At 55.4% G+C, this 18,412-nt stretch carries 21 protein-coding genes; 13 read left to right on the plus strand and 8 right to left on the minus strand.

What is annotated here, in order from left to right; translation table 11 throughout:
- Positions 1 to 348 precede the first annotated feature (348 nt).
- From VMW13_08020 to VMW13_08050, 7 genes are all read left to right on the plus strand, one after another.
- Positions 349 to 1,503 carry a UxaA family hydrolase gene (locus VMW13_08020; protein HUV44759.1) on the plus strand — a complete coding sequence of 385 codons (1,155 nt, stop codon included), beginning with the start codon at positions 349 to 351 and terminating at the stop codon, positions 1,501 to 1,503.
- A 110-nt stretch (positions 1,504 to 1,613) separates the two neighbouring features.
- Complete coding sequence (gene recA, locus VMW13_08025; GenBank protein HUV44760.1) at positions 1,614 to 2,630, plus strand: recombinase RecA; 1,017 nt, start codon at positions 1,614 to 1,616, stop codon at positions 2,628 to 2,630.
- A 96-nt stretch (positions 2,631 to 2,726) separates the two neighbouring features.
- A complete protein-coding gene (locus tag VMW13_08030) occupies positions 2,727 to 3,371 on the plus strand; it encodes a RecX family transcriptional regulator (protein HUV44761.1) in 645 nt (214 codons plus the stop codon).
- A 58-nt stretch (positions 3,372 to 3,429) separates the two neighbouring features.
- Positions 3,430 to 4,959: a ribonuclease Y gene (rny, locus tag VMW13_08035; protein ID HUV44762.1), complete on the plus strand. Its 1,530-nt coding sequence runs from the start codon at positions 3,430 to 3,432 to the stop codon at positions 4,957 to 4,959.
- Positions 4,960 to 5,006: 47 nt separating this feature from the next.
- Positions 5,007 to 5,774, plus strand: a complete 768-nt coding sequence (locus VMW13_08040) for a TIGR00282 family metallophosphoesterase (GenBank protein ID HUV44763.1) — start codon at positions 5,007 to 5,009, stop codon at positions 5,772 to 5,774.
- Entirely contained in the window at positions 5,775 to 6,626 is an 852-nt protein-coding gene (locus VMW13_08045; protein HUV44764.1) for a PHP domain-containing protein, read from the plus strand.
- A gap of 14 nt (positions 6,627 to 6,640) precedes the next feature.
- Positions 6,641 to 7,363, plus strand: coding sequence for a glycerol-3-phosphate acyltransferase (locus tag VMW13_08050; protein HUV44765.1), 723 nt, complete (start codon positions 6,641 to 6,643; stop codon positions 7,361 to 7,363).
- A 205-nt stretch (positions 7,364 to 7,568) separates the two neighbouring features.
- Here the strand turns inward: VMW13_08050 and VMW13_08055 are convergent, their stop codons facing one another.
- Genes VMW13_08055 through VMW13_08080 form a run of 6 tightly spaced genes read right to left on the minus strand, consistent with a single transcriptional unit; the run spans position 7,569 to position 13,120 of the window.
- Positions 7,569 to 8,714 (minus strand): acyl-CoA dehydrogenase, encoded by a 1,146-nt coding sequence (locus tag VMW13_08055; GenBank protein ID HUV44766.1) that lies wholly within the window; start codon positions 8,712 to 8,714, stop codon positions 7,569 to 7,571.
- A gap of 58 nt (positions 8,715 to 8,772) precedes the next feature.
- Positions 8,773 to 10,332 (minus strand): long-chain-fatty-acid--CoA ligase, encoded by a 1,560-nt coding sequence (locus VMW13_08060; protein ID HUV44767.1) that lies wholly within the window; start codon positions 10,330 to 10,332, stop codon positions 8,773 to 8,775.
- The gene (locus VMW13_08065; protein ID HUV44768.1) at positions 10,329 to 11,069 is read right to left on the minus strand and encodes an enoyl-CoA hydratase/isomerase family protein; all 741 of its coding nucleotides are present in this window, start codon (positions 11,067 to 11,069) and stop codon (positions 10,329 to 10,331) included. The genes VMW13_08060 and VMW13_08065 overlap by 4 nt, the downstream gene beginning before the upstream one ends.
- A gap of 43 nt (positions 11,070 to 11,112) precedes the next feature.
- Complete coding sequence (locus VMW13_08070) at positions 11,113 to 11,643, minus strand: DinB family protein (protein HUV44769.1); 531 nt, start codon at positions 11,641 to 11,643, stop codon at positions 11,113 to 11,115.
- A 32-nt stretch (positions 11,644 to 11,675) separates the two neighbouring features.
- Positions 11,676 to 12,347 carry a class I SAM-dependent methyltransferase gene (locus tag VMW13_08075; protein HUV44770.1) on the minus strand — a complete coding sequence of 224 codons (672 nt, stop codon included), beginning with the start codon at positions 12,345 to 12,347 and terminating at the stop codon, positions 11,676 to 11,678.
- 32 nt (positions 12,348 to 12,379) lie between these two features.
- Positions 12,380 to 13,120, minus strand: coding sequence for an enoyl-CoA hydratase-related protein (locus VMW13_08080; protein ID HUV44771.1), 741 nt, complete (start codon positions 13,118 to 13,120; stop codon positions 12,380 to 12,382).
- Positions 13,121 to 13,387: 267 nt separating this feature from the next.
- Between VMW13_08080 and VMW13_08085 the strand changes: the two genes are divergently transcribed.
- Positions 13,388 to 14,041 carry a DNA-3-methyladenine glycosylase gene (locus tag VMW13_08085; GenBank protein HUV44772.1) on the plus strand — a complete coding sequence of 218 codons (654 nt, stop codon included), beginning with the start codon at positions 13,388 to 13,390 and terminating at the stop codon, positions 14,039 to 14,041.
- A gap of 343 nt (positions 14,042 to 14,384) precedes the next feature.
- Positions 14,385 to 14,735 (plus strand): hypothetical protein, encoded by a 351-nt coding sequence (locus VMW13_08090; GenBank protein HUV44773.1) that lies wholly within the window; start codon positions 14,385 to 14,387, stop codon positions 14,733 to 14,735.
- 40 nt (positions 14,736 to 14,775) lie between these two features.
- Here VMW13_08090 and VMW13_08095 read toward each other — a convergent pair whose 3' ends face one another.
- Positions 14,776 to 14,991 carry a hypothetical protein gene (locus tag VMW13_08095; protein ID HUV44774.1) on the minus strand — a complete coding sequence of 72 codons (216 nt, stop codon included), beginning with the start codon at positions 14,989 to 14,991 and terminating at the stop codon, positions 14,776 to 14,778.
- Between the two features lie 87 nt (positions 14,992 to 15,078).
- Between VMW13_08095 and VMW13_08100 the strand changes: the two genes are divergently transcribed.
- Positions 15,079 to 15,351 carry a helix-turn-helix transcriptional regulator gene (locus VMW13_08100; protein ID HUV44775.1) on the plus strand — a complete coding sequence of 91 codons (273 nt, stop codon included), beginning with the start codon at positions 15,079 to 15,081 and terminating at the stop codon, positions 15,349 to 15,351.
- Between the two features lie 112 nt (positions 15,352 to 15,463).
- On the opposite strand, the gene VMW13_08105 is transcribed toward VMW13_08100, so the two are convergent.
- On the minus strand, positions 15,464 to 16,546 hold the full coding sequence (locus tag VMW13_08105; protein ID HUV44776.1) for a tetratricopeptide repeat protein: 1,083 nt from the start codon (positions 16,544 to 16,546) through the stop codon (positions 15,464 to 15,466).
- Between the two features lie 323 nt (positions 16,547 to 16,869).
- On the opposite strand from VMW13_08105, the gene VMW13_08110 reads away from it, so the two are divergent.
- From VMW13_08110 to VMW13_08120, 3 genes are all read left to right on the plus strand, one after another.
- The gene (locus VMW13_08110; protein HUV44777.1) at positions 16,870 to 17,067 is read left to right on the plus strand and encodes a class I SAM-dependent methyltransferase; all 198 of its coding nucleotides are present in this window, start codon (positions 16,870 to 16,872) and stop codon (positions 17,065 to 17,067) included.
- Positions 17,068 to 17,193: 126 nt separating this feature from the next.
- A complete protein-coding gene (locus tag VMW13_08115) occupies positions 17,194 to 17,460 on the plus strand; it encodes a hypothetical protein (GenBank protein HUV44778.1) in 267 nt (88 codons plus the stop codon).
- Positions 17,461 to 17,668: 208 nt separating this feature from the next.
- The gene (locus tag VMW13_08120) at positions 17,669 to 17,995 is read left to right on the plus strand and encodes a TIGR04076 family protein (GenBank protein ID HUV44779.1); all 327 of its coding nucleotides are present in this window, start codon (positions 17,669 to 17,671) and stop codon (positions 17,993 to 17,995) included.
- The last annotated feature ends 417 nt before the right edge of the window (positions 17,996 to 18,412 follow it).

Below are 18,412 nucleotides of genomic sequence, written 5' to 3' on the forward strand. Positions count from 1 at the left end.
AAAGGTGAGAATGTGATTCGCTACAGCGAACCGATAGTCGAGACCACACAGGATATACCGGCAGGTGGATGGGTACACGTCCACAACACGCAGCCAATACTGAGCGACGCCTAGCAGAATGATGAAAAATTCTTTCGACCATCCCCCTGACCCCCTTCCTAGCCAGGAAGGGGGAAGAAATTATATCTGGGGGACACCGGCAGAATCTGGTTTCGGATTCTGCTAACGTCATTCTGTAAGAATGACGCCCAGACACCCCTGCCAGAAGGGGGCGCCCCTCAGAAGGGGCGAAGCCTCTCTGGACTCTCCTTTTTCAGCACCCTACTAAAAAACTGGAGGTTCATTCACATGGAGTTCATGGGGTACAGACGTGAAAATGGCAAGGTGGGTATACGCAACCATGTGCTGGTTGTTTCTTCGGTAAGTTGCGCCAACGGAGTTGTCGAGGCTATCGGCCGTGCCCTGCCTGACGTGGTGACCGTTGTCCATGGCTATGGCTGTGGCTATGGGTGCATAGAGGATGTCATCGTCAGCGGGCGCGTTCTCTCCAGGCTGGCAGACAATCCTAATGTCGGTGCCGTACTCTTCATTGGACTGGGCTGTGAGGTATTGAGCCCCGATAGGCTGGTCGGGGAGGTCAAGGGAAAGCCGGTTGAGGTACTCGTGGTACAGAAGGATGGTGGCAGCGCCGCTACTACCGCTAAGGGAATTCAGATTGCGGCACGATTTTTGGCAGAACTGAAGGTACAGGAACGGGTACCTGCATCGGTGAGTGAACTGGTCGTGGCATTGGAATGCGGCGGGTCGGACGCCTTTTCCGGGATAACAGCCAATCCGGCGGTCGGGGTAGCAGCCGACCGGCTGGTGGCAGAGGAGGCAACGGCCATTCTCAGTGAGACCACCGAGATGATTGGTACGGCGCACATCCTGAAGCGTCGCGGAGCCACTATAGAGGTAGGAGAGCAGGTAGAGCGGCTGGTCAACGAGCATGAGAAGAAAGTCCGTGAAGAGCTCGGAGATAGGGCGGGCATGGTGATTGCGCCCGGCAATATCGAAGGCGGTCTTTCATCGATAACGGAGAAATCCCTCGGGTGCATCACCAAGGCTGGAAGCACCCCGATAAACGAGGTGGTCGGCTATGCCGAACGCCCCACTAAACAGGGCCTGGTAATCATGGATACGCCGGGCTATGATATCGATTCCATGGCCGGTATGGTTGGCGGGGGAGCACAGATGATAATCTTCACCACGGGCAGGGGTTCGGTGGCCGGTTTCCCGGCAGTTCCGGTAATCAAGGTAGCCAGCAACGCCGAGATGTTCCGGAATATGCCCGGCGATATGGATGTCAATGCCGGGACAATAGCCGACGGCGACAAGACGCTCGATGAGGTGGGGCAGGAAATTTTCGACCTGGTGCTCCGTGTTGCCGGCGGTCAACAGACCTGTGCCGAAGTGAACCGGTCACAGCCATTCAACTACCTGAAGCAAGGCCCGACCTTTTAGTTGGAGTGTTTCCCAGTTACCTGAAATCGTGCCCACCTCCGGCAGGTTGCCGGACGAGTAATTTTCCTTGCTTTAGTCAAACATCTGTGCTATCCTTACCGCAGACGAATATGACTACGGAGAAGGAAAAAGCACTGGAGCTAGCCATCGGCCAGATCGAGAAGCGTTTTGGCAAAGGCTCAATCATGAAGCTCGGAGAATCGGCTGCGATGACACCGGCCGAAGTGATTCCGAGTGGCTCACTCACACTGGACCTGGCTATGGGGCTGGGGGGTATTCCCAAAGGGCGGATTGTCGAGATATTCGGCCCTGAGGCGTCCGGGAAGACCACCCTGGGTCTGCACATCATCGCCGAAGCTCAGAAGCGTGGCGGAATTGCCGCCTACATAGATGTCGAGCATGCCCTGGACCCCGTGTATTCCGGCCGTATCGGGGTAAATGTCGAGGAAATGCTCATCTCCCAGCCGGACACCGGCGAGCAGGCCCTGGAGATAACCGAGGCACTGGTCAGGAGCACAGCGGTCGACGTGATAGTCATAGACAGCGTTGCTGCCCTGGTGCCCCGGGCTGAAATCGAGGGGGAGATGGGGGATACCCAGGTAGCTCTGCAGGCTCGCCTGATGTCGCAGGCCCTGCGAAAGCTGGCGGCGGCTATCGGCAAGTCCGGGTGCGCGGTGATATTCATCAATCAGCTAAGGGAGAAGGTCGGCGTCTTCTTCGGAAATCCTGAAATCACACCGGGTGGTAGAGCCCTGAAGTTCTACAGTTCAATCAGGATCGAACTGCGGCGGATAGAAACTCTCAAGCAGGGAGACAGGGCTATCGGCAACCGTGTTCGCGCCAGAATAGTGAAAAACAAGGTTGCTCCCCCATTCCGAACCGCCTTGTTTGATATCATGTTCGACCACGGGATAAGCCGGGAAGCCGATATTATCGACCTTGGTGTTGAGCTGGGGCTAGTGAAAAAAGCCGGTGCCTTCTTCTCCTGGGGTGATACTCGTCTCGGGCAAGGTAGAGAGAATGCCAAGCAATTCCTCTACCAGAATCCAGAGCTCACCCAGGAGATTGAGCAGCAGGTCAGAGCCTCAGCTATCAGTACACCTCAACCTGTGGTCGTGAACCAGTAAGACCACTTAATAACAACTGAATAGCTGTAAAACGAAAGAGCTGAGGCTTCGGGCCTTGGCTTTGTGTATTTATTGGGGGAATGGGTGGAGAGTACGATGAGCAGGATAACGGCCGTCCGCACCGGAAGGAAGACCGGGAAACGGGTGAACATATTTCTCGATAGCCGGTTCGCCTTCAGCCTGGAAGCTGAGGTGGTAGTCAAGCAGGGATTGCGAGTCGGCCAGGAGCTATCCGAAGACCAGGTGGCGGCACTTGCCAGGACCGAACGCCATGACCGTTGTCTCAGTGCTGCCACTCGCTTCCTCACGTACCGGCCACGCAGCGAGTCCGAGCTCAGAGAACGGCTCTACAAGCGAGGTTTTAGCGAAGACGGTATCGAGGTTGCGATAACCCGTCTGAAAAACCAGGGATTAGTGGATGATATTGCCTTTGCCCGGTTCTGGAAGGAGAATCGGGATTCATTCAGCCCCCGTAGCCAGTGGCTCACCGGACTGGAGCTAAAAAAGAAAGGGGTATCCGCCGACGTCATTAACGAGGTCGTTAGAGATACCGATGACGGCGATAGTGCCTACCGGGCGGCTCTGGATAAGGCACATCATCTTCCATTATCAGACTATGAGATATTTCGACGGCGATTGGGTGAGTTCCTCAAGCGCCGCGGGTTTAGCTACGACGTGATAAGTCGCACCGTGAGGCGACTCTGGCAAGAACTCAAAACAGAGGGGCAGGCGGAAGCCTGATTCTGCTCGACCCTGAATTTGCTGACAGAAGTCTATACAGAAAAGTGAGGTGAAAGGAATGGAAATAACCGTCTATGTTTCCAGTTTTATCATAGGCATAGTCCTTGGTGGTGCGGTTGTCTTCTTCTTCCGGCGGATGGCGGTCAACCGTCTCATCCGGGCGGCCGAGCGTAAGGCGGCCAGAATGATGGTGGAAACCAGGACAGAGGCCAAAGAAGTGTCTGAAAAAGCCCGGGAAGACGCCGAGAAGGTGAAAACATCTGCCGAGACGGAACATCGGGAGCGACGGGCTGAACTGCAGCGCCAGGAGAACCGCCTGCAGTCCAAGACGGAGAACACGGACCGTAGGCAAGAAGCTCTGGTTCAACGCGAGAAAACCCTGGCTAACCGGGAGAAGTCGCTGGAGACCACACGAGCCCAGCTTGATGAGGCCAAGGATAAGCAGGTCAAGCAGCTCGAGCTCATCTCCGGGATGTCCAGCGCAGAAGCCAAGAATACCCTGCTGGAGAGAATGGATACTGAGATACAGGAGGAAGCGTCACGGCGCCTCCACGAGTGGGAGACCAAACTGAAGGCTGACGCCGACCTCAAAGCCCAGGAGATACTGGCCCAGGTCATACAGCGCAGTGCTTCCGAGATAGTCTCCGAGACTACCGTGGTCAGTGTTCCGCTACCCAGTGACGAGATGAAAGGTCGCCTCATCGGGCGGGAGGGACGCAACATCAGGGCCCTGGAGCAGGCTACCGGAGTTGACCTGATTGTTGATGACACGCCGGAAGCGGTGACCCTGTCCAGCTTTGACCCGGTGCGCAGAGAGGTCGCCCGCAACGCCCTCACCAAGCTCATTCTTGACGGACGTATTCATCCCGCCCGCATCGAAGAGGTGGTCAAGAAGGCAGAGGAGGAGACCGAGGCTGAAATCATCAGTGCCGGTGAAAAGGCAGCCTACGATGTAAGCGTACACGGTCTCCGCCCCGAACTCATCAAGCTACTCGGTCGCCTCAAGTACCGTACCAGCTACGGCCAGAACGTACTGAGGCATAGCATAGAGGTTGCCTATCTCTCTGAGATGATTGCCTCGGAGCTTGGTGCCAACACCACCATTGCCAAAAAGGCCGGACTGCTCCATGATATCGGCAAGGCAGTCGACCGCGAGGTAGAGGGTACTCACGCCGCTATCGGGGCAGACCTGGTCAGGCAGTGGGAGAAATCCCCCGAAGTGGTCGATGGTATCGCACAGCACCACTTCGAGACCGGAGACGTCGGCTTCTGGGGCTTCGTGGTCGCCGCGGCCGATGCCGTCAGTAGTGCCCGGCCAGGCGCCCGACGGGAATCGATGGAGAACTACCTCAAGAGGCTGAATGCGCTTGAGGATATCGCCAACAGCTTTTCCGGCGTGGACAGGTCCTATGCCATCCAGGCGGGCCGGGAGATTCGTATCCTCGTCAAGCCGGAGGAAATCGACGACCTGGGCGGAATGAGGCTTGCCAGGGACATTGTCAGGAAGATAGAGGAGGGACTGGACTACCCCGGGCAGATAAAGGTCACCGTGCTTCGGGAGACCCGCGCCGTGGACTTTGCCAAGTAGCCAGCTACGGGACGTAGCTGAAGGCTACCGGACGCACTCATAGACTGATGATAATACTTGCTGTTGGTGATGTGATTGGTAAACCAGGCAGACAGGCGTGTGCCCGGCTCCTGCCCGAACTGCGGGAGAAGTACAACCTGGACCTGGTTATCGTCAATGCCGAGAATGTTGCCGGAGGTATCGGCGTAACCCCGGGTACCGCCGAGGAGTTGCTGGACACCGGAGCTGACGTATTGACCTCGGGCAACCATGTCTGGAATCACAAGGAGATTCTCCCCTGCCTTGAGGGTGACATGCCAATCCTGCGCCCACTGAACTACCCGCCGGGCGTACCGGGCAGGGGCTACGTTATTGTTGGCCGAGCCCTGGTGGTGAATCTCATCGGCAGGACTTTCATGAACGCTTACGACTGCCCTTTCCGAGCTATGGACCGGCTCCTCGACGAGCTTGAGGACAGGCCGTCAGCCATCATTGTCGATTTCCATGCCGAGGCGACCTCAGAAAAGATGGCCATGGGGCGCTACCTGGACGGCCGGGTCAGCGCCGTACTAGGTACCCATACCCACGTCGGTACTATCGACACCCAGATACTGCCCGAGGGCACCGCCTATGTCACTGATATCGGCATGGTCGGTCCCGAAAATTCGGTAATCGGCGATGATATCGATGCGGTGCTGAAGCGGTTCCTGACAATGCTGCCCAACCGCCTGTCGGTGGGAAAGGGCAGGACGGTTTTTAACGCAGTCCTGGTGAAGACGGACGACACCACCGGCAGGGCAGTCAGTATTGACCGTGTTACGCGTGAGGTGGACTAGTTGCCCGGGATAGACCTGCACATACATACCAGCGCCTCTGATGGCCGGTTCAGCCCCGCCGAAATCGTCTCCCGGTCAGCCGCCGCGGGACTGGCGGTTATCGCCATCACAGACCACGACACGGTTGACGGGATTGCTCCTGCTCTGCAGGCTGCCCGCACCTTTCCATCGCTGAGAGTCATCCCCGGTGTTGAAATCAGCACCGACATCCCGGCAGGTCAGGCCCATATCCTTGGCTATTTCTTGGACTACAATGACCATGAACTGCAGATAGCCCTGGAGAAGATGCGTAATTCCCGCTGGGAACGTGCCCGTAAGATGGTAGCCAGGCTGGAAGACCTGGGTTGTCGGATTGAATGGGAACGCGTCCGGGAGATAGCCGGTGCAGCCTCCGTGGGCCGTCCCCACATCGCCCAGGCCCTGATGGAGAAGGATTATGTAGAGTCCTTTAAGGATGCCTTTACCCGGTACATTAGCCAGGATGGACCGGCCTATGTAGAGCGGGATAAAATGACGCCTGTCCAGGCAGCGGAGCTGATTTTACAGGCGAAGGGCCTGCCGGTACTGGCGCACCCGCTGACGGTCCCTGACCCGGAGGCGATGGTTATTGAGCTGAAGGCTGCCGGATTGACAGGTATTGAAGTATACTATAAAGACTATTCCAGGGATGATATTAACCGCCTGCTTCGCCTCTCGGACCGGTACGGGCTTGTCAACACCGGCGGTACGGACTATCATGGTCTTGAACCGGAAACCGATATCGACATTGGCGGCGTTGATGTTCCCGCAGAGTGTGTGGAACAGCTTCTTACGCTGGCACAGCAGCGTGAGTTGAAGCCGGCCAACCCGTAGCATAAGGAGGGCTCATGGTTTCCCAGCTCATCCTTTTGATGATAGGTGCCTATCTTCTGGGTTCGGTGCCATCCGCTTACCTTGCCCTGAAATGGTCCCGCGGGGTTGACATCCGGCAGCAGGGTACCGGTAATGTCGGAGCGTCCAACGTCCTTAGTACCGGGTCGAAATGGCTGGTTGTGCCGGTGGCGCTCTTCGATATCGGCAAGGGAGTCCTCTCCGTCTGGGCGGCCCATCTCCTGGATATGGGTACGGCACAGCAGATAACCGTGGGTATTTGCGCTATCATCGGCCACAACTGGCCGGTATTCCTGCACTTTCGCGGTGGACGCGGCGTCCTTGCCTCACTGGGTGTTATTACGATGATGTCACCCAAGCTGGGACTGATAGCCCTGGTAATGTCCTACCTTCTGGCCCCATTTCGTCAGGTGGCTCTGGGGGTTTTCCTCGCACTGGCGGCACTGCCGCTCTTTGCCTGGTTCCTGAGTCAACCGCTGGATATAGCCGACAGACTACCGGTTACCCTGGGATTCGTGGTAATCGCCCTCATCGGATATTCAAAGCGGCTGCTGGCACCGAGGACTCCGCTGAGCAGGTCTATGCCCCTGGGTAAGCTGCTCCTCAACCGGTTGCTGTTCGACAGGGACATCGCGGACAGAAAGGCGTGGATAAATCGGTTGCGCCCTGAAGAAGACTTGCCAGACCAGGTCATTGAGCAGCGGGAAGAGCAGTCTTAGCGGTAAGAGCAACGCGGGTACAAAGTGGATACTCCGGGGTGTTGCCACCGCTCCGGTATCAGGAGGGTACTGAAAAAGGGGTGAAAAGCCGGAAACCAGCCCCAATTTCGTATCTGGACGGCGCGTCATTTTCTGCAAAATGAGGGTTTTTCAGCACCCTGCCAGCCCTTGCTGAAGAAACGTTCTCCTATCCTGCTCCCGTCAATCAGGCCTCCCTGAGCAGTTGCCGGGCAATCGTCATCCGCTGCATTTCCGAGGTACCCTCGTATATCTCCGTGATTTTAGCGTCACGGAAATAGCGCTCCACAGGGTAGTCCTTGGTGTAGCCGTAGCCGCCGTGTATCTGGACCGCCTTTGTGGTAACGGCCATCGCCGTCTCGGCGGCATGCAACTTGGCCATGGCCGATTCTTTCATATAGGATAGTCCCTGGTCTTTGAGATAGGCCGCCCGATGTGTCAGCAGCCGTGCGGCATCAATCTGGGTCGCCATATCAGCCAGCATCCACTGAATCGCCTGGAAACTGGCAATCGGTTGGCCGAACTGCTGCCGCTCCCTGGCATAGGACAGCGACTTCTCAAACGCTCCCTGGGCAATCCCTATCGCCTGCGCCGCAATGCCCAGCCGGCTGGCGTCAATCGTCTCCAGTGCTATCCGAAAACCCTTGCCTTCGTCACCAAGCCGGTTCTCCGCAGGCACAAAGCAGTCCTCGAACACCAGCTCCGTTGTCGAGGAAGCACGAATACCCAGCTTGCGTTCGTGCTTACCCACCGAGAATCCCGGAGCACTATTCTCAACGATAAATGCGGTCACACCCCGGTATCCCTGAGACCGGTCAATGGTAGCAAACGCAATGATGATGTCCGCCTCGGCACCGTTGCTGATGAACAGCTTGCTGCCATTGAGGACATATCCGCCATCCCGTGCCACTGCCGTGCATACCATAGCGGCGACATCACTGCCGGCACCGGCCTCGGTCAACCCGAAAGCCCCCAGCTTCTCACCCTTCAGCAGCGGTGCCAGGTACCGCTGTTTCTGCTCTTCCGTACCGTGGGCATACAGCGGGTAGCTGGCAAGCTCGTTGGTAACAATCAGAATTACACAGGTGGCGGCACAGACACGGGCCACCTCCTCGAAGATAATGGCCTGCTCAATCGCCCCGCCGCCGCTCCCGCCGTACTCCTCCGGATAGCCGGTACCCATCAGCCCGACAGCGGCTGCCTTCCGTATACTCTCGGCAGGGAACCTGGCCTCTTCGTCTATCTCGGCGGCAATCGGCTCCAGCTCCTTTTCGGCAAAGTCCCGGACCATTGTCCGGAGCATCTTCTGGTCTTCGGTCAGGGAAAAGTCCATATCTACCTCCATACGGAGTCGTCTACTAGACGAACTCAATCGATTACGCTTGATCAGTCTACTTGCTTTCGCCGTATTGCTCACGCAGGACGCGCTTCAGGACCTTGCCCATCTGGTTACGCGGTAGTTCATCGGTAAATGACACTGACCTCGGCCTTTTGTAGCTGGCCAGCGCAGCGCGGCAGTGCTCGATTATTTCCGCCTCGGTAGCCTTCTCACCCTTCTTGAGGACAACGATACACATCGGGACTTCACCCCAGTCATCATCAGGGATACCGATAACGGCCGCTTCCTCAATCTTGGGATGCTCATGGAGCACGCCCTCTACTTCCTCCGGGGAGATGTTCTCGCCACCGCGGATAATCATGTCGGTATTGCGTCCCGCCAGGAAGAAGTAGTTATCCTCATCCATGTAGGCCATGTCACCGGTATGGACCCAGCCATCTTTGTCTATTGTCTTGGCGGTCTTCTCGTCTTCCTTCCAGTACCCGCTCATGGCCCTGGGTCCCCGGGCGACTATTTCACCGACCTCCCCCACTGGCAGGTCGTTACCCTCTTCGTCGATTATTTTCATTTCGACATCAGACATCGGTCGGCCGATAGAACCAAGCCGTTTCAGCTTCTTTTCCTTCTCTTCCTCGGTACCTTCAATGACATGGTCCGCGGGGCTCAATGTTGTGATGGTCGATGCCGTTTCGGTCTGACCGAAGGCATTAATGAAGCTGACTCCGGGAAAGAGTTCCATCGCCTTCCTGATAACCGGCAGGGGCATTGGTGCCGCACCGTAGGTAATAACCTGCATACTGCTCAGGTCATAGTTACCGAACCCGGGATGGTCCATAAGCTGCTTCAGCATAGTGGGCACCATCATAGCCCGGCCCACCTTCTCATCCTGCACCAGTCCCATCCATTCCGCAGGCTCGAACTGCCTCTCCATCACCAGCGTCCTGCCCCCGTAGATTGCCGCCATCATCGCCTGGATTCCGGCAACATGATACAGAGGTACGGTGAGTATGTTCTTCTCCTCGCTCACCGGGTCGGCCGGGGTAACGTTCTCGAGTACGTAGATGGAGAAGCTGTTGTGGGACAGCATGACGCCCTTGGGGAAACCGGTGGTACCGGCGGTGAACATCAGTATCGTAGTATCACCATCATCGATTTCGGTGAATACCTCTTCATCGCTTGCCGAGGATATTATATCCTCGTAATACGTGTAGCCGTCATGTATGCCTTCAATGGAGATGTAGTTCCGGACCGTGCTCAGCTCGGATTTTATGGAGTCCACCAGCTCTATGTACCGTTCACCTGCAAAAACGGTGTTTGCTTCCGCAGTGTTGAGCATGTAGGTAAGCTCGTTCGATTTCGCTCTGAAGTTGAGCGGTACATATATCCCGCCAATCTTACCAACGGCAAAGTAGGTCTCCACGCACTGGTTGCCATTGACGTGCAGTAATGCAACCCGGTCACCCTTCTGCACACCCATCCCAAGCAAAGCGTTGGCCAGCCGGTTCACCCGTTCGTTCAACTGGTTGAAGGTGAACCTGTTTTCCTCAAAGACCATTGCATCTTTGTCCGGACAGATTGCATTCGCTATGGTCAGGAACTCCGTAGTATTCATGCTGCCTCCTTACTGGTTTCTTGTAATAAACAGGCTCCCAATCTTGCCTCAAGCCGGAGTCCCTCCTCCAGGCTCAGGTCAAGTCCCCGGGTAATCGCCTGCTTTGCACAGCTTAGCACATTTGCATTGAAGCCCATTATTCTGCCGGCCAACCTGTCAACCGTCGGCCACAGGTCTTCCCGCGGTACCACCCGGTTCACCAGCCTCATTCGGCGGGCTTCTTCCGCCCCGACCCAGCGCCCGACCAGCAGCATTTCCAGGCTATGTGCCATACCGGCCACCCGTGGAAGGGTCTGGCTGCCACCGGCGGCCGGTATTATGCCCAGTCCAGTCTCAGGGACACCAAGTTGGGCGTCTTCCGAAGCTATTCTGATATCACAGCAGAGTGCCATCTCTATCCCCGAACCGAGCACATAGCCGTGAAGGGCGGCGATTATCGGTTTGTTAATACTCAGAAAAAGCCCCCAGACGTCGCGCTCCCAGCGCACGCGGCGCGCAACTGCCGGAGACGGCGCGGTGAGGAACTCACTCAGGTCGGCACCAGCGCAGAAGGCCCTTTCTCCGGCGCCCCTGAGCACTACCACGCGGACATCCGGGTCATCCCGAACCGCACCCAGTACCTGAAAAAGCTCGTCCCGCATCTGAATGTTGTAAGCATTCAGAGCTTCGGGTCGGTTCAGCGCAATGTGGCCGATTCCTTCCTGTTTTTCGTATATAATCGTCTCGAAACCGTTCATCGGGTGGTCCTGTTTACCTCGCCAGCTTCCATCTGTTCGCCTGCTACCTGCCCAACCAGCCCTGACCTTTAAGTAGACCACGGACATAGGCTGCCTGTCCAACATGCTGGAAGCCTTCGTTGATTACACCCACCAGACGTCTGCTAACCGGGAATGTCGTATGTAACGTGGGACTGTACGCCTCTCTATCAAGTTCACTCTCCGATAACGTGCCGCTCACGTATTGCTTTATCCGCTCCACCACGGCACGGTGGTATTCCAGCACAGTCCGGCCATCGGGTGACCTGAACGCTGCGACGTCTTCGGCACTGTGCCTGACTCCCGTTTCTTCCGGATTGGCAGCACGGCCAAACCTGGCATGCCAGCCATCCCTGGTCCAGAGTTGTTCCATGCCGGCCAGTTCCGAGACATTCCTGTCGTGGCTGCGTGTCAGATGCCAGGCGAGCCAGCCTATACTGTTGCAGTCGGGAGTTGGTCTTTGATTCAGTTCATCAACCGTCAATCCCTCAAGCACTGTTTCCAGTTCCTCCGATATCCGCAAGAATAGCCCCGTTACTAGCTGCTGCCAATCCATTTCTGCTCCTGAAAAAGCTGGTGAGCCTTCCCCTATGCTGCCGGTCGTGCCATCACAATCTTCGTCGGGAATACCCCCGCAATCTTCATCTCTTCGGTGGCAGCCATCTTAAAACCGGCACTCGTGACCGAGTCCTCCACGTAGATTGGGCGACAACTGGCAACCTGAGGCAGTGTTCGATGCAACCATTCGTACACTCGCCAGACCAGTGATCCTTCATGACCTTCCTTGGGCATACTTGACAGCACCAGCCGCCCACGCACCTTCAGCACCCTCCTGATTTCCGCAAACACCACCGGAATGTCCGGTGTGTCAAATAGCTCCAGCGTCTCCGACATGTAGACGGCATCGAACAGCCCGTCCTCGTAGGGCATCTTTCTGGCATCACCCTCGCACAACTCCACCCTGCCGACAAGCCCCTGCTTCTCCAGTCTGCGCCTCGCCCGGGTTATCATTTCCGGGGTCAGGTCAAGACCGCAGGCTCTTCCGCTCCCACCAACACGCCTGGCTATCTCCACCAGAGCACAGCCCGTGCCGAAGCCGATTTCGAGTATGCTTTCTCCTTCCCTGATAGCCAGAAGTTCCAGCCCTCGCTCCCTGAGCCTCCTCTGGAACCTTCCTTCGACTACTCCATAGAACCGGCTCAGGCGACCGTATATCGCCCTGATGTCGCCGGTGACTGGCAGTACTTCCTCTTTCGGCATGGGTTTCCTGTCTCCACTACCTGCCAGCAGTCCTACTGCCCCTTGAAATGTGGTGACCTCTTTTCAAGGAATGCCCGGATTCCCTCGGTGCGGTCATCAGTCGTGTGGAGCAGGAAATAGAGGTCTGCTTCCAGGTGAAGACCCTGGTCGAGTGTCAGGTCCAGTCCCTTGCTGACCGCCTCTTTGGCGTACCGGAGAGCGATGGGGGCTTTGCCGGCAAGGTTCTCCGCCAGGGCTTCAACCTCAACAGGCAGTTCTTCCGGAGAGACCACCTTACTGACCAGTCCGATTTCCAGTGCCTCTTCGGCACCAACCGCCTCCCCGGTGAAGACCATCTCCAGTGCCTTGCCTTTCCCGACGATGCGCGGTAACCGTTGTGTGCCCCCCTCCATCGGTATCACGCCCCGCGTTACCTGGGGCAACCCGAACTTCGCGTTCCGTGAAGATAGCCGGATATCGCAACTCAGCGCCAGTTCAAGACCTGCTCCCAGAGCATCCCCATCGATAGCGGCAATTACCGGTTGTTCCAGTCCGGCCACAGCAGCGGCTACGCCATACCCGGCGTCCTCCGGTTCACTGCCTGTACAGAAAGCCCCCTCTCCGGCAGCGGTAATGACCACCACGTACACGTCATCGTCCCCACCTATTTCCCGGCAGACATCTTCCATCTCCCGGGCCATCTGCCGGTTGATGGCATTGCCAACCTCAGGCCGGTTGAGGGTTATCCTGGCAATGTGCTGTTTCTTGCTCCAGATGATAGTTGTATTGGACATGGTATCACTCTCGTGTGAACTGCCGGACAGATATTTCGGAAACGAACCAAAGTTATCTTAACCAACATTGCTATCCACGTCAAGGTTCTACCCCCCATCCCCCTTCCCCCCAACTACCAACACTAGCTGATTCACACAAGCATTCAGATACACAATATGCGCTGTTCGATAGCGCCAGTAGGGAGCCAGTATAAGTACTGGGCACTCCAACCTGATAGGTGATACAATCTCTGGAGATAGACCAACCAGGGAGAATAGCCTTCTGCAATGAGCATCAATCATCTGAGCCAGGTTGAACTGCCGGCAGTAGTCAGGGAACTCAAGGAACGTGACAACCAACTGGCTACCATCATAGAGCAGATTGGCCCATGCCGTCTTAAGCGTGGAGAACAGGGATTGTCTCCCCTTGTGTACTCCATCATCGGGCAACAGCTATCTGGCTACGCTGCTCGAGCGATCCGCTCCAGGTTCCAAGGGCTTATTGGTAGTAATGTCATCAAGCCGGAACAGCTCGCCAGGACCAGCGACGAAGAGCTCCGAAGAACCGGGGTCTCATGGGCGAAAGCCAGATGTCTGCGAAGTCTCGCTGATCATGTGCTATCAGGTAGCATCGACTTCGATGAGTTCGAAAGCCAGGATGATGAAGGCATAATCCGGACCTTGACCCAGGTGAAGGGTATTGGCCGATGGACCGCAGAGATGTACCTCATGTTCTCGTTGAACCGGATGGATGTATTCCCCATAGACGACCTGTCCCTTCGTGCTGCTATGCGCAAGGTCTACGGCCTGGATGGGGATGATTTCCAGGCACAGGCCTGTCAGATCGCTGACGGATGGCGGCCATACAGGAGTGTTGCCTGCTGGTATCTATATGCACACCTGGATGAATCACGAGAACGAGGGGTTCGGGGTAAGCGATAAGCATAACCATATGTATGATTCTTCCCCTTCCACAAGTGGAAGTGCACAATTGGCAGTCAAGTTGGTGATAGACTGCCTGGGAGGGCCGGTTATCCGGTCGTCTGGTAGACTACGTCTTAGCCAACATAAGAAGCCCGATGTCCCACACCGTCCCTCCAGGTAGTAGCTGTTCCTTTTCTGTTGTTACCGCGGTGATGTATCGTACCTGGACATACCATCATATACTACCTGATACCGAGCAGTTTGTCAGCAAAATGTCGGCGGAACGGGGCAGCGAATCGGAGGGAGAGAGAACAAAGGAGTTACACCTTACCGTTGTTATTATCATTGGGAGGTGACCAATATGAATCTCAATCAGAAGCAGACGGATGCCTTACTCAAGACACTTGAATACGAGCAGACCCATGATCCGGAAGATCTCAGCCTGGGATGGCGTTGGAGTGATGTCCGTGTTGCCCCACCTACTCTGAATAGTCTATTGCCGAAGGGACCACTTGAGGAGAAGTTCCACTCAAACAGTCATCGGGGATTGCTGCTAACCGACCTGGGCCGGCAGCAGGCAACACTGCTGGCGGAGCCATCAGAAGCCTGTGAGAAACATCGATATGAAGCCATGACAACAGGTAATAGATTGCGATTCACTTCACACCTCCTGGTCATGAAGTCCGTACTCTACTCTCCACAGTATCTCTGATAATATCGACCAGATGACGAACCTCTCGTACCTCGGCCGTCTATCTCTTCACTATCATTCGAACGATTCCACCTATGGCCAAGCCACCACCGATAACCATGGCACCTATACCACCTGCATCTACCATCCGTGCTTCTTCTACGTTGAGAATCCCTCCAATCCAGAAGGATGCATCTGGGTCGGCATACATCGAAGCTGCTGCCCCAGCACCAGCGATAATCAGGCCGAGTATTAGCAGGAAGATTCCCAGTTCCATGGCTTCTCCTCTCTTTCATGCGTGATGTATCCGTTTCACGACTAATCGTAGCAATTGTGGCACATAATATGCTCGTTGCGAATATTATTGTCAAGCATATCTCCTATCATCTACCATATTGAGAAGAAGAACCTAGTTGGTGCTCGCGTTCGTCAGGCACGGAAAGCTGCCAAGCCACCGGTCACTCAGGTAGAATTGGTGGCTCGACTGCAGGTGCTGGGTATGAAGATAGACCAGTCCGTTGTGTCCAAGATTGAGAATGGCCAGCGACCAGTGATGGATGTCGAGGTTGCTGCTCTGGCTAAGGCTTTGAAGGTATCAGCGGGGTGGCTGTTTGACGAGGCAGGCAACCTACCGTGAGCATCAAGGTGTGGTGCATTGCTCTCTCATGCTGCCCTGCCTAGAGCAATGAGGTAGCCACCTGACGGGATTCCTCCAGTCAGTGCGAGAACTGCACATTCCGATGAATTGTTTATAAGGCATGCCCTTCACTGGGATACTGCGGAGGTGACTTGCCCTGCTTCTTCACCACCCTGGGGTAATTGGTTCGGGTAACCCTTTGGGTTACGCTGACCAGTTCGACATCGTGCCACCATTCATCGCCATAGTCGAATAGATAGAGAAATCTCGGTCCGCCGTACAGTTCGACACTGTCAATTCTGATGCGGTTGGCAAGTTTACCCGTTCCATCTGCACCAATGCCAGGTGAAGTATACTCGCTCTCCCTATCAAAGGGCTTATTGCTTAAAAAGAAGCTGTACTGGTGTTCCTCAAAACGGTCGAAGGCCTTGAATATTGCTTTATGCAGGCTGGATAACATCTGGTTTCCTTTTATGTCGATAATGCGCCATATATCAGAGTTGTCCCTGAGTGAGACTTTGAACCGGTGGATGAAGTGGGTATCGAAATAAGCCGAGGGTTTTGTTGAGGCTTTATCTGTTCGCTCATCTTGTTGTCTGAACCCCTTACTAAAGCTCAGGACATTATTCAAGACATCCTGCGCTACGGCATTAGTGGGGTCCAGCCGCGTTGCCCTTTCCGCATACTCCCTGGCCTTGCTGATATTGACCAAGGACAGATAAGCGACTGCCAGATCGGTCAGGATGTTGGCGTTGGCGGGCGCCAGGCGCCTTGCTTTTTCGAGGGAGGCTAACCCTTTGGCTACATCTCCGCTACTGTATACAGCCCAGGCCAGCCCGCGTAGATACTCGCCGTTATCCGGTTCCCTGGCAACCGCTATCTCAAACTCTGCAATTGATTTATCCCACTGCCGTATATTTGAGTATATGAAACCCAAGATGTAGTGGTAAGCAGGATTCTCCGGCTTGAGGTTTACCGCTTTCTTGATATGCTCCTCTGCCGAGTCAAGCTTCTGTAGCGTGAGAAATATGTCGCCGAGATATGCATTGGCATACTCGACAGCTACGGGGTCATCCGAATACCTGATGAGTATGTACTGGTAGATTTCTATGGCTTTATCGTGATCGCCGTGTTCGACAAAACCTCTGGCATCATCCCATATCGATTGAATTTCAGGAATATCTTCGTTGGTCATAGTCTTTCTTAAGAGAGCATCGCTGGTTCAATGATACCATGTGATAAGGGAGGATGTAACTTTTAAATGTTTTGTTCAAACTGTGTGACGCCAAAACCGGCCATGCGTCTGGAGGGCACGGGCGAGTAGAATCGGTTACCACCCTCCCTGCGTGATCCGGACGAGATCAGGATTGGCAGAGTCGTCGCCTGATGGTATACTCCAGTAGGTGACAATATGGCTGATACATTCACAGACATCGCAGCGTATTATGATGAGTTGTACGTGAAGCCGCAAGTGCCACGTCTCTTGTCGAAACGTACAAGATCAGCGGTGGCAACGATTTGCTTGACGTTGCCTGCGGCACTGGGGGGCACATCCCGTACTGGCAAGACCGATACCGCGTGGTCGGGCTGGACCTCAGTCCAAAGATGCTGGCTCATGCCGCTCTCAAGTTTCCGGACATCGAGTTTCACCTCGGTGACATGATGGACTTCAACCTGGGCCGGGAATTCGACGCTCTGATGTGTCTGTACGGCTAGATCGGTTTCGTGCGGACGCCGGAGAATCTGAACAGGGCCCTCGTCACGTTTGCCTCGCATCTCAGACCGGGTGGTATACTCTGTCTGACGCCTTGGTCAACTCAAGAGGAGTTCAGCCCCACCATAGTGGTCGACGCCGTGAAGCACCCTCACATTCGAATCGCCCGACTGGAAAACGTCAAGCTCAAGCGGCCCGGCACGGTCGAAATCGATTTCCATCATCTGGTCGGTCGCGATGGCGAAGCCAGCTATCACCAACAGTCGGTTGAGATCGGGCTGTTCTCACGACAGCAGTATCGGGATGCAATCGGCACGGCTGGACTGGAATTGATGGAGTATCAGCAGGGAGAGGACATCCGTATGGGTGTCTTCGTGGCTCGCAAGCTCCTATGATCGAAACAACAGCCTCAGCCGGATTGAACGTTCTGACGGATTGTTGGATTGGTACTGACCTATGTGATGCCGACAGCGTTTTCGAGTACAATACTAATCATGACTGGAAAGAAGGCGGTCACCACCACCTGGCCTGTCCTCGTTTGTGCCATGTTTCCGACAGTGTATAGGGTAAGCGTGGAAATCCAAGACGCAAGGAGGTTCTAAGATGTCCTACGAAATACCTAAATGCAGGATTACTGTGATTAAGAGGACCATCAACCAAGACTTGATTGATGAGTACTTGGACGACGAATACAAGGACGTGGGTCTCTGTGAGTGTTTCAGAGATGGTCAAGAGATCGTGATTGAGGACCACTCAGTGGTGCCTGATGGTTTCTGTTCCTCGGCCTGGGCAGACATCCGCAAGGATATCCTGACAGTAGCGATGGGAGGTAGTATGCCTGGGATCAAACAATCAGGCACTATGATCGTTGGTTGTACAGACTGGTTCCGGCCGGTGATCTTCAAGGTGGAGAGGATGGTGAATGAATGATACCGATTCGTACATGCAGAGAATGCTGGTATCCAACCCTTTGATGGAACCAGTTGTTCGTCTAGCTGTCAAAGCGCTTCAACTCACTCCAGGAAGTCGAGGCTTGGATGCCGGATGTGGAATCGGCTTCCAGACCCTGTTGCTAGTGTAGTGTCTTACAAATACCTTTACAGTCTCTGTCATTCTAGCAAGCCTATGAAAAACCCTTTCGACCAACCCCCGTGCGGCCCATCTGGGCCGCCTTCCCCTTCCTGTCCAGGAAGAGCCTTCCTACCGAGGAAGGGGGGAAAGATTATATCTGGGGGACACCCCCAGACCCCTGCCAAAGGAGGCTTCGGCCCCTCCCGGAAGAGGGGGTGCCCCTCAGAAGGGGCCTGCCCTCTGGACTCCCCTTTTTCATCACCCTGTCAGACTCGA

This window comes from Dehalococcoidales bacterium (assembly GCA_035529395.1).
In the GTDB taxonomy this organism is placed as follows: domain Bacteria; phylum Chloroflexota; class Dehalococcoidia; order Dehalococcoidales; family Fen-1064; genus DUES01.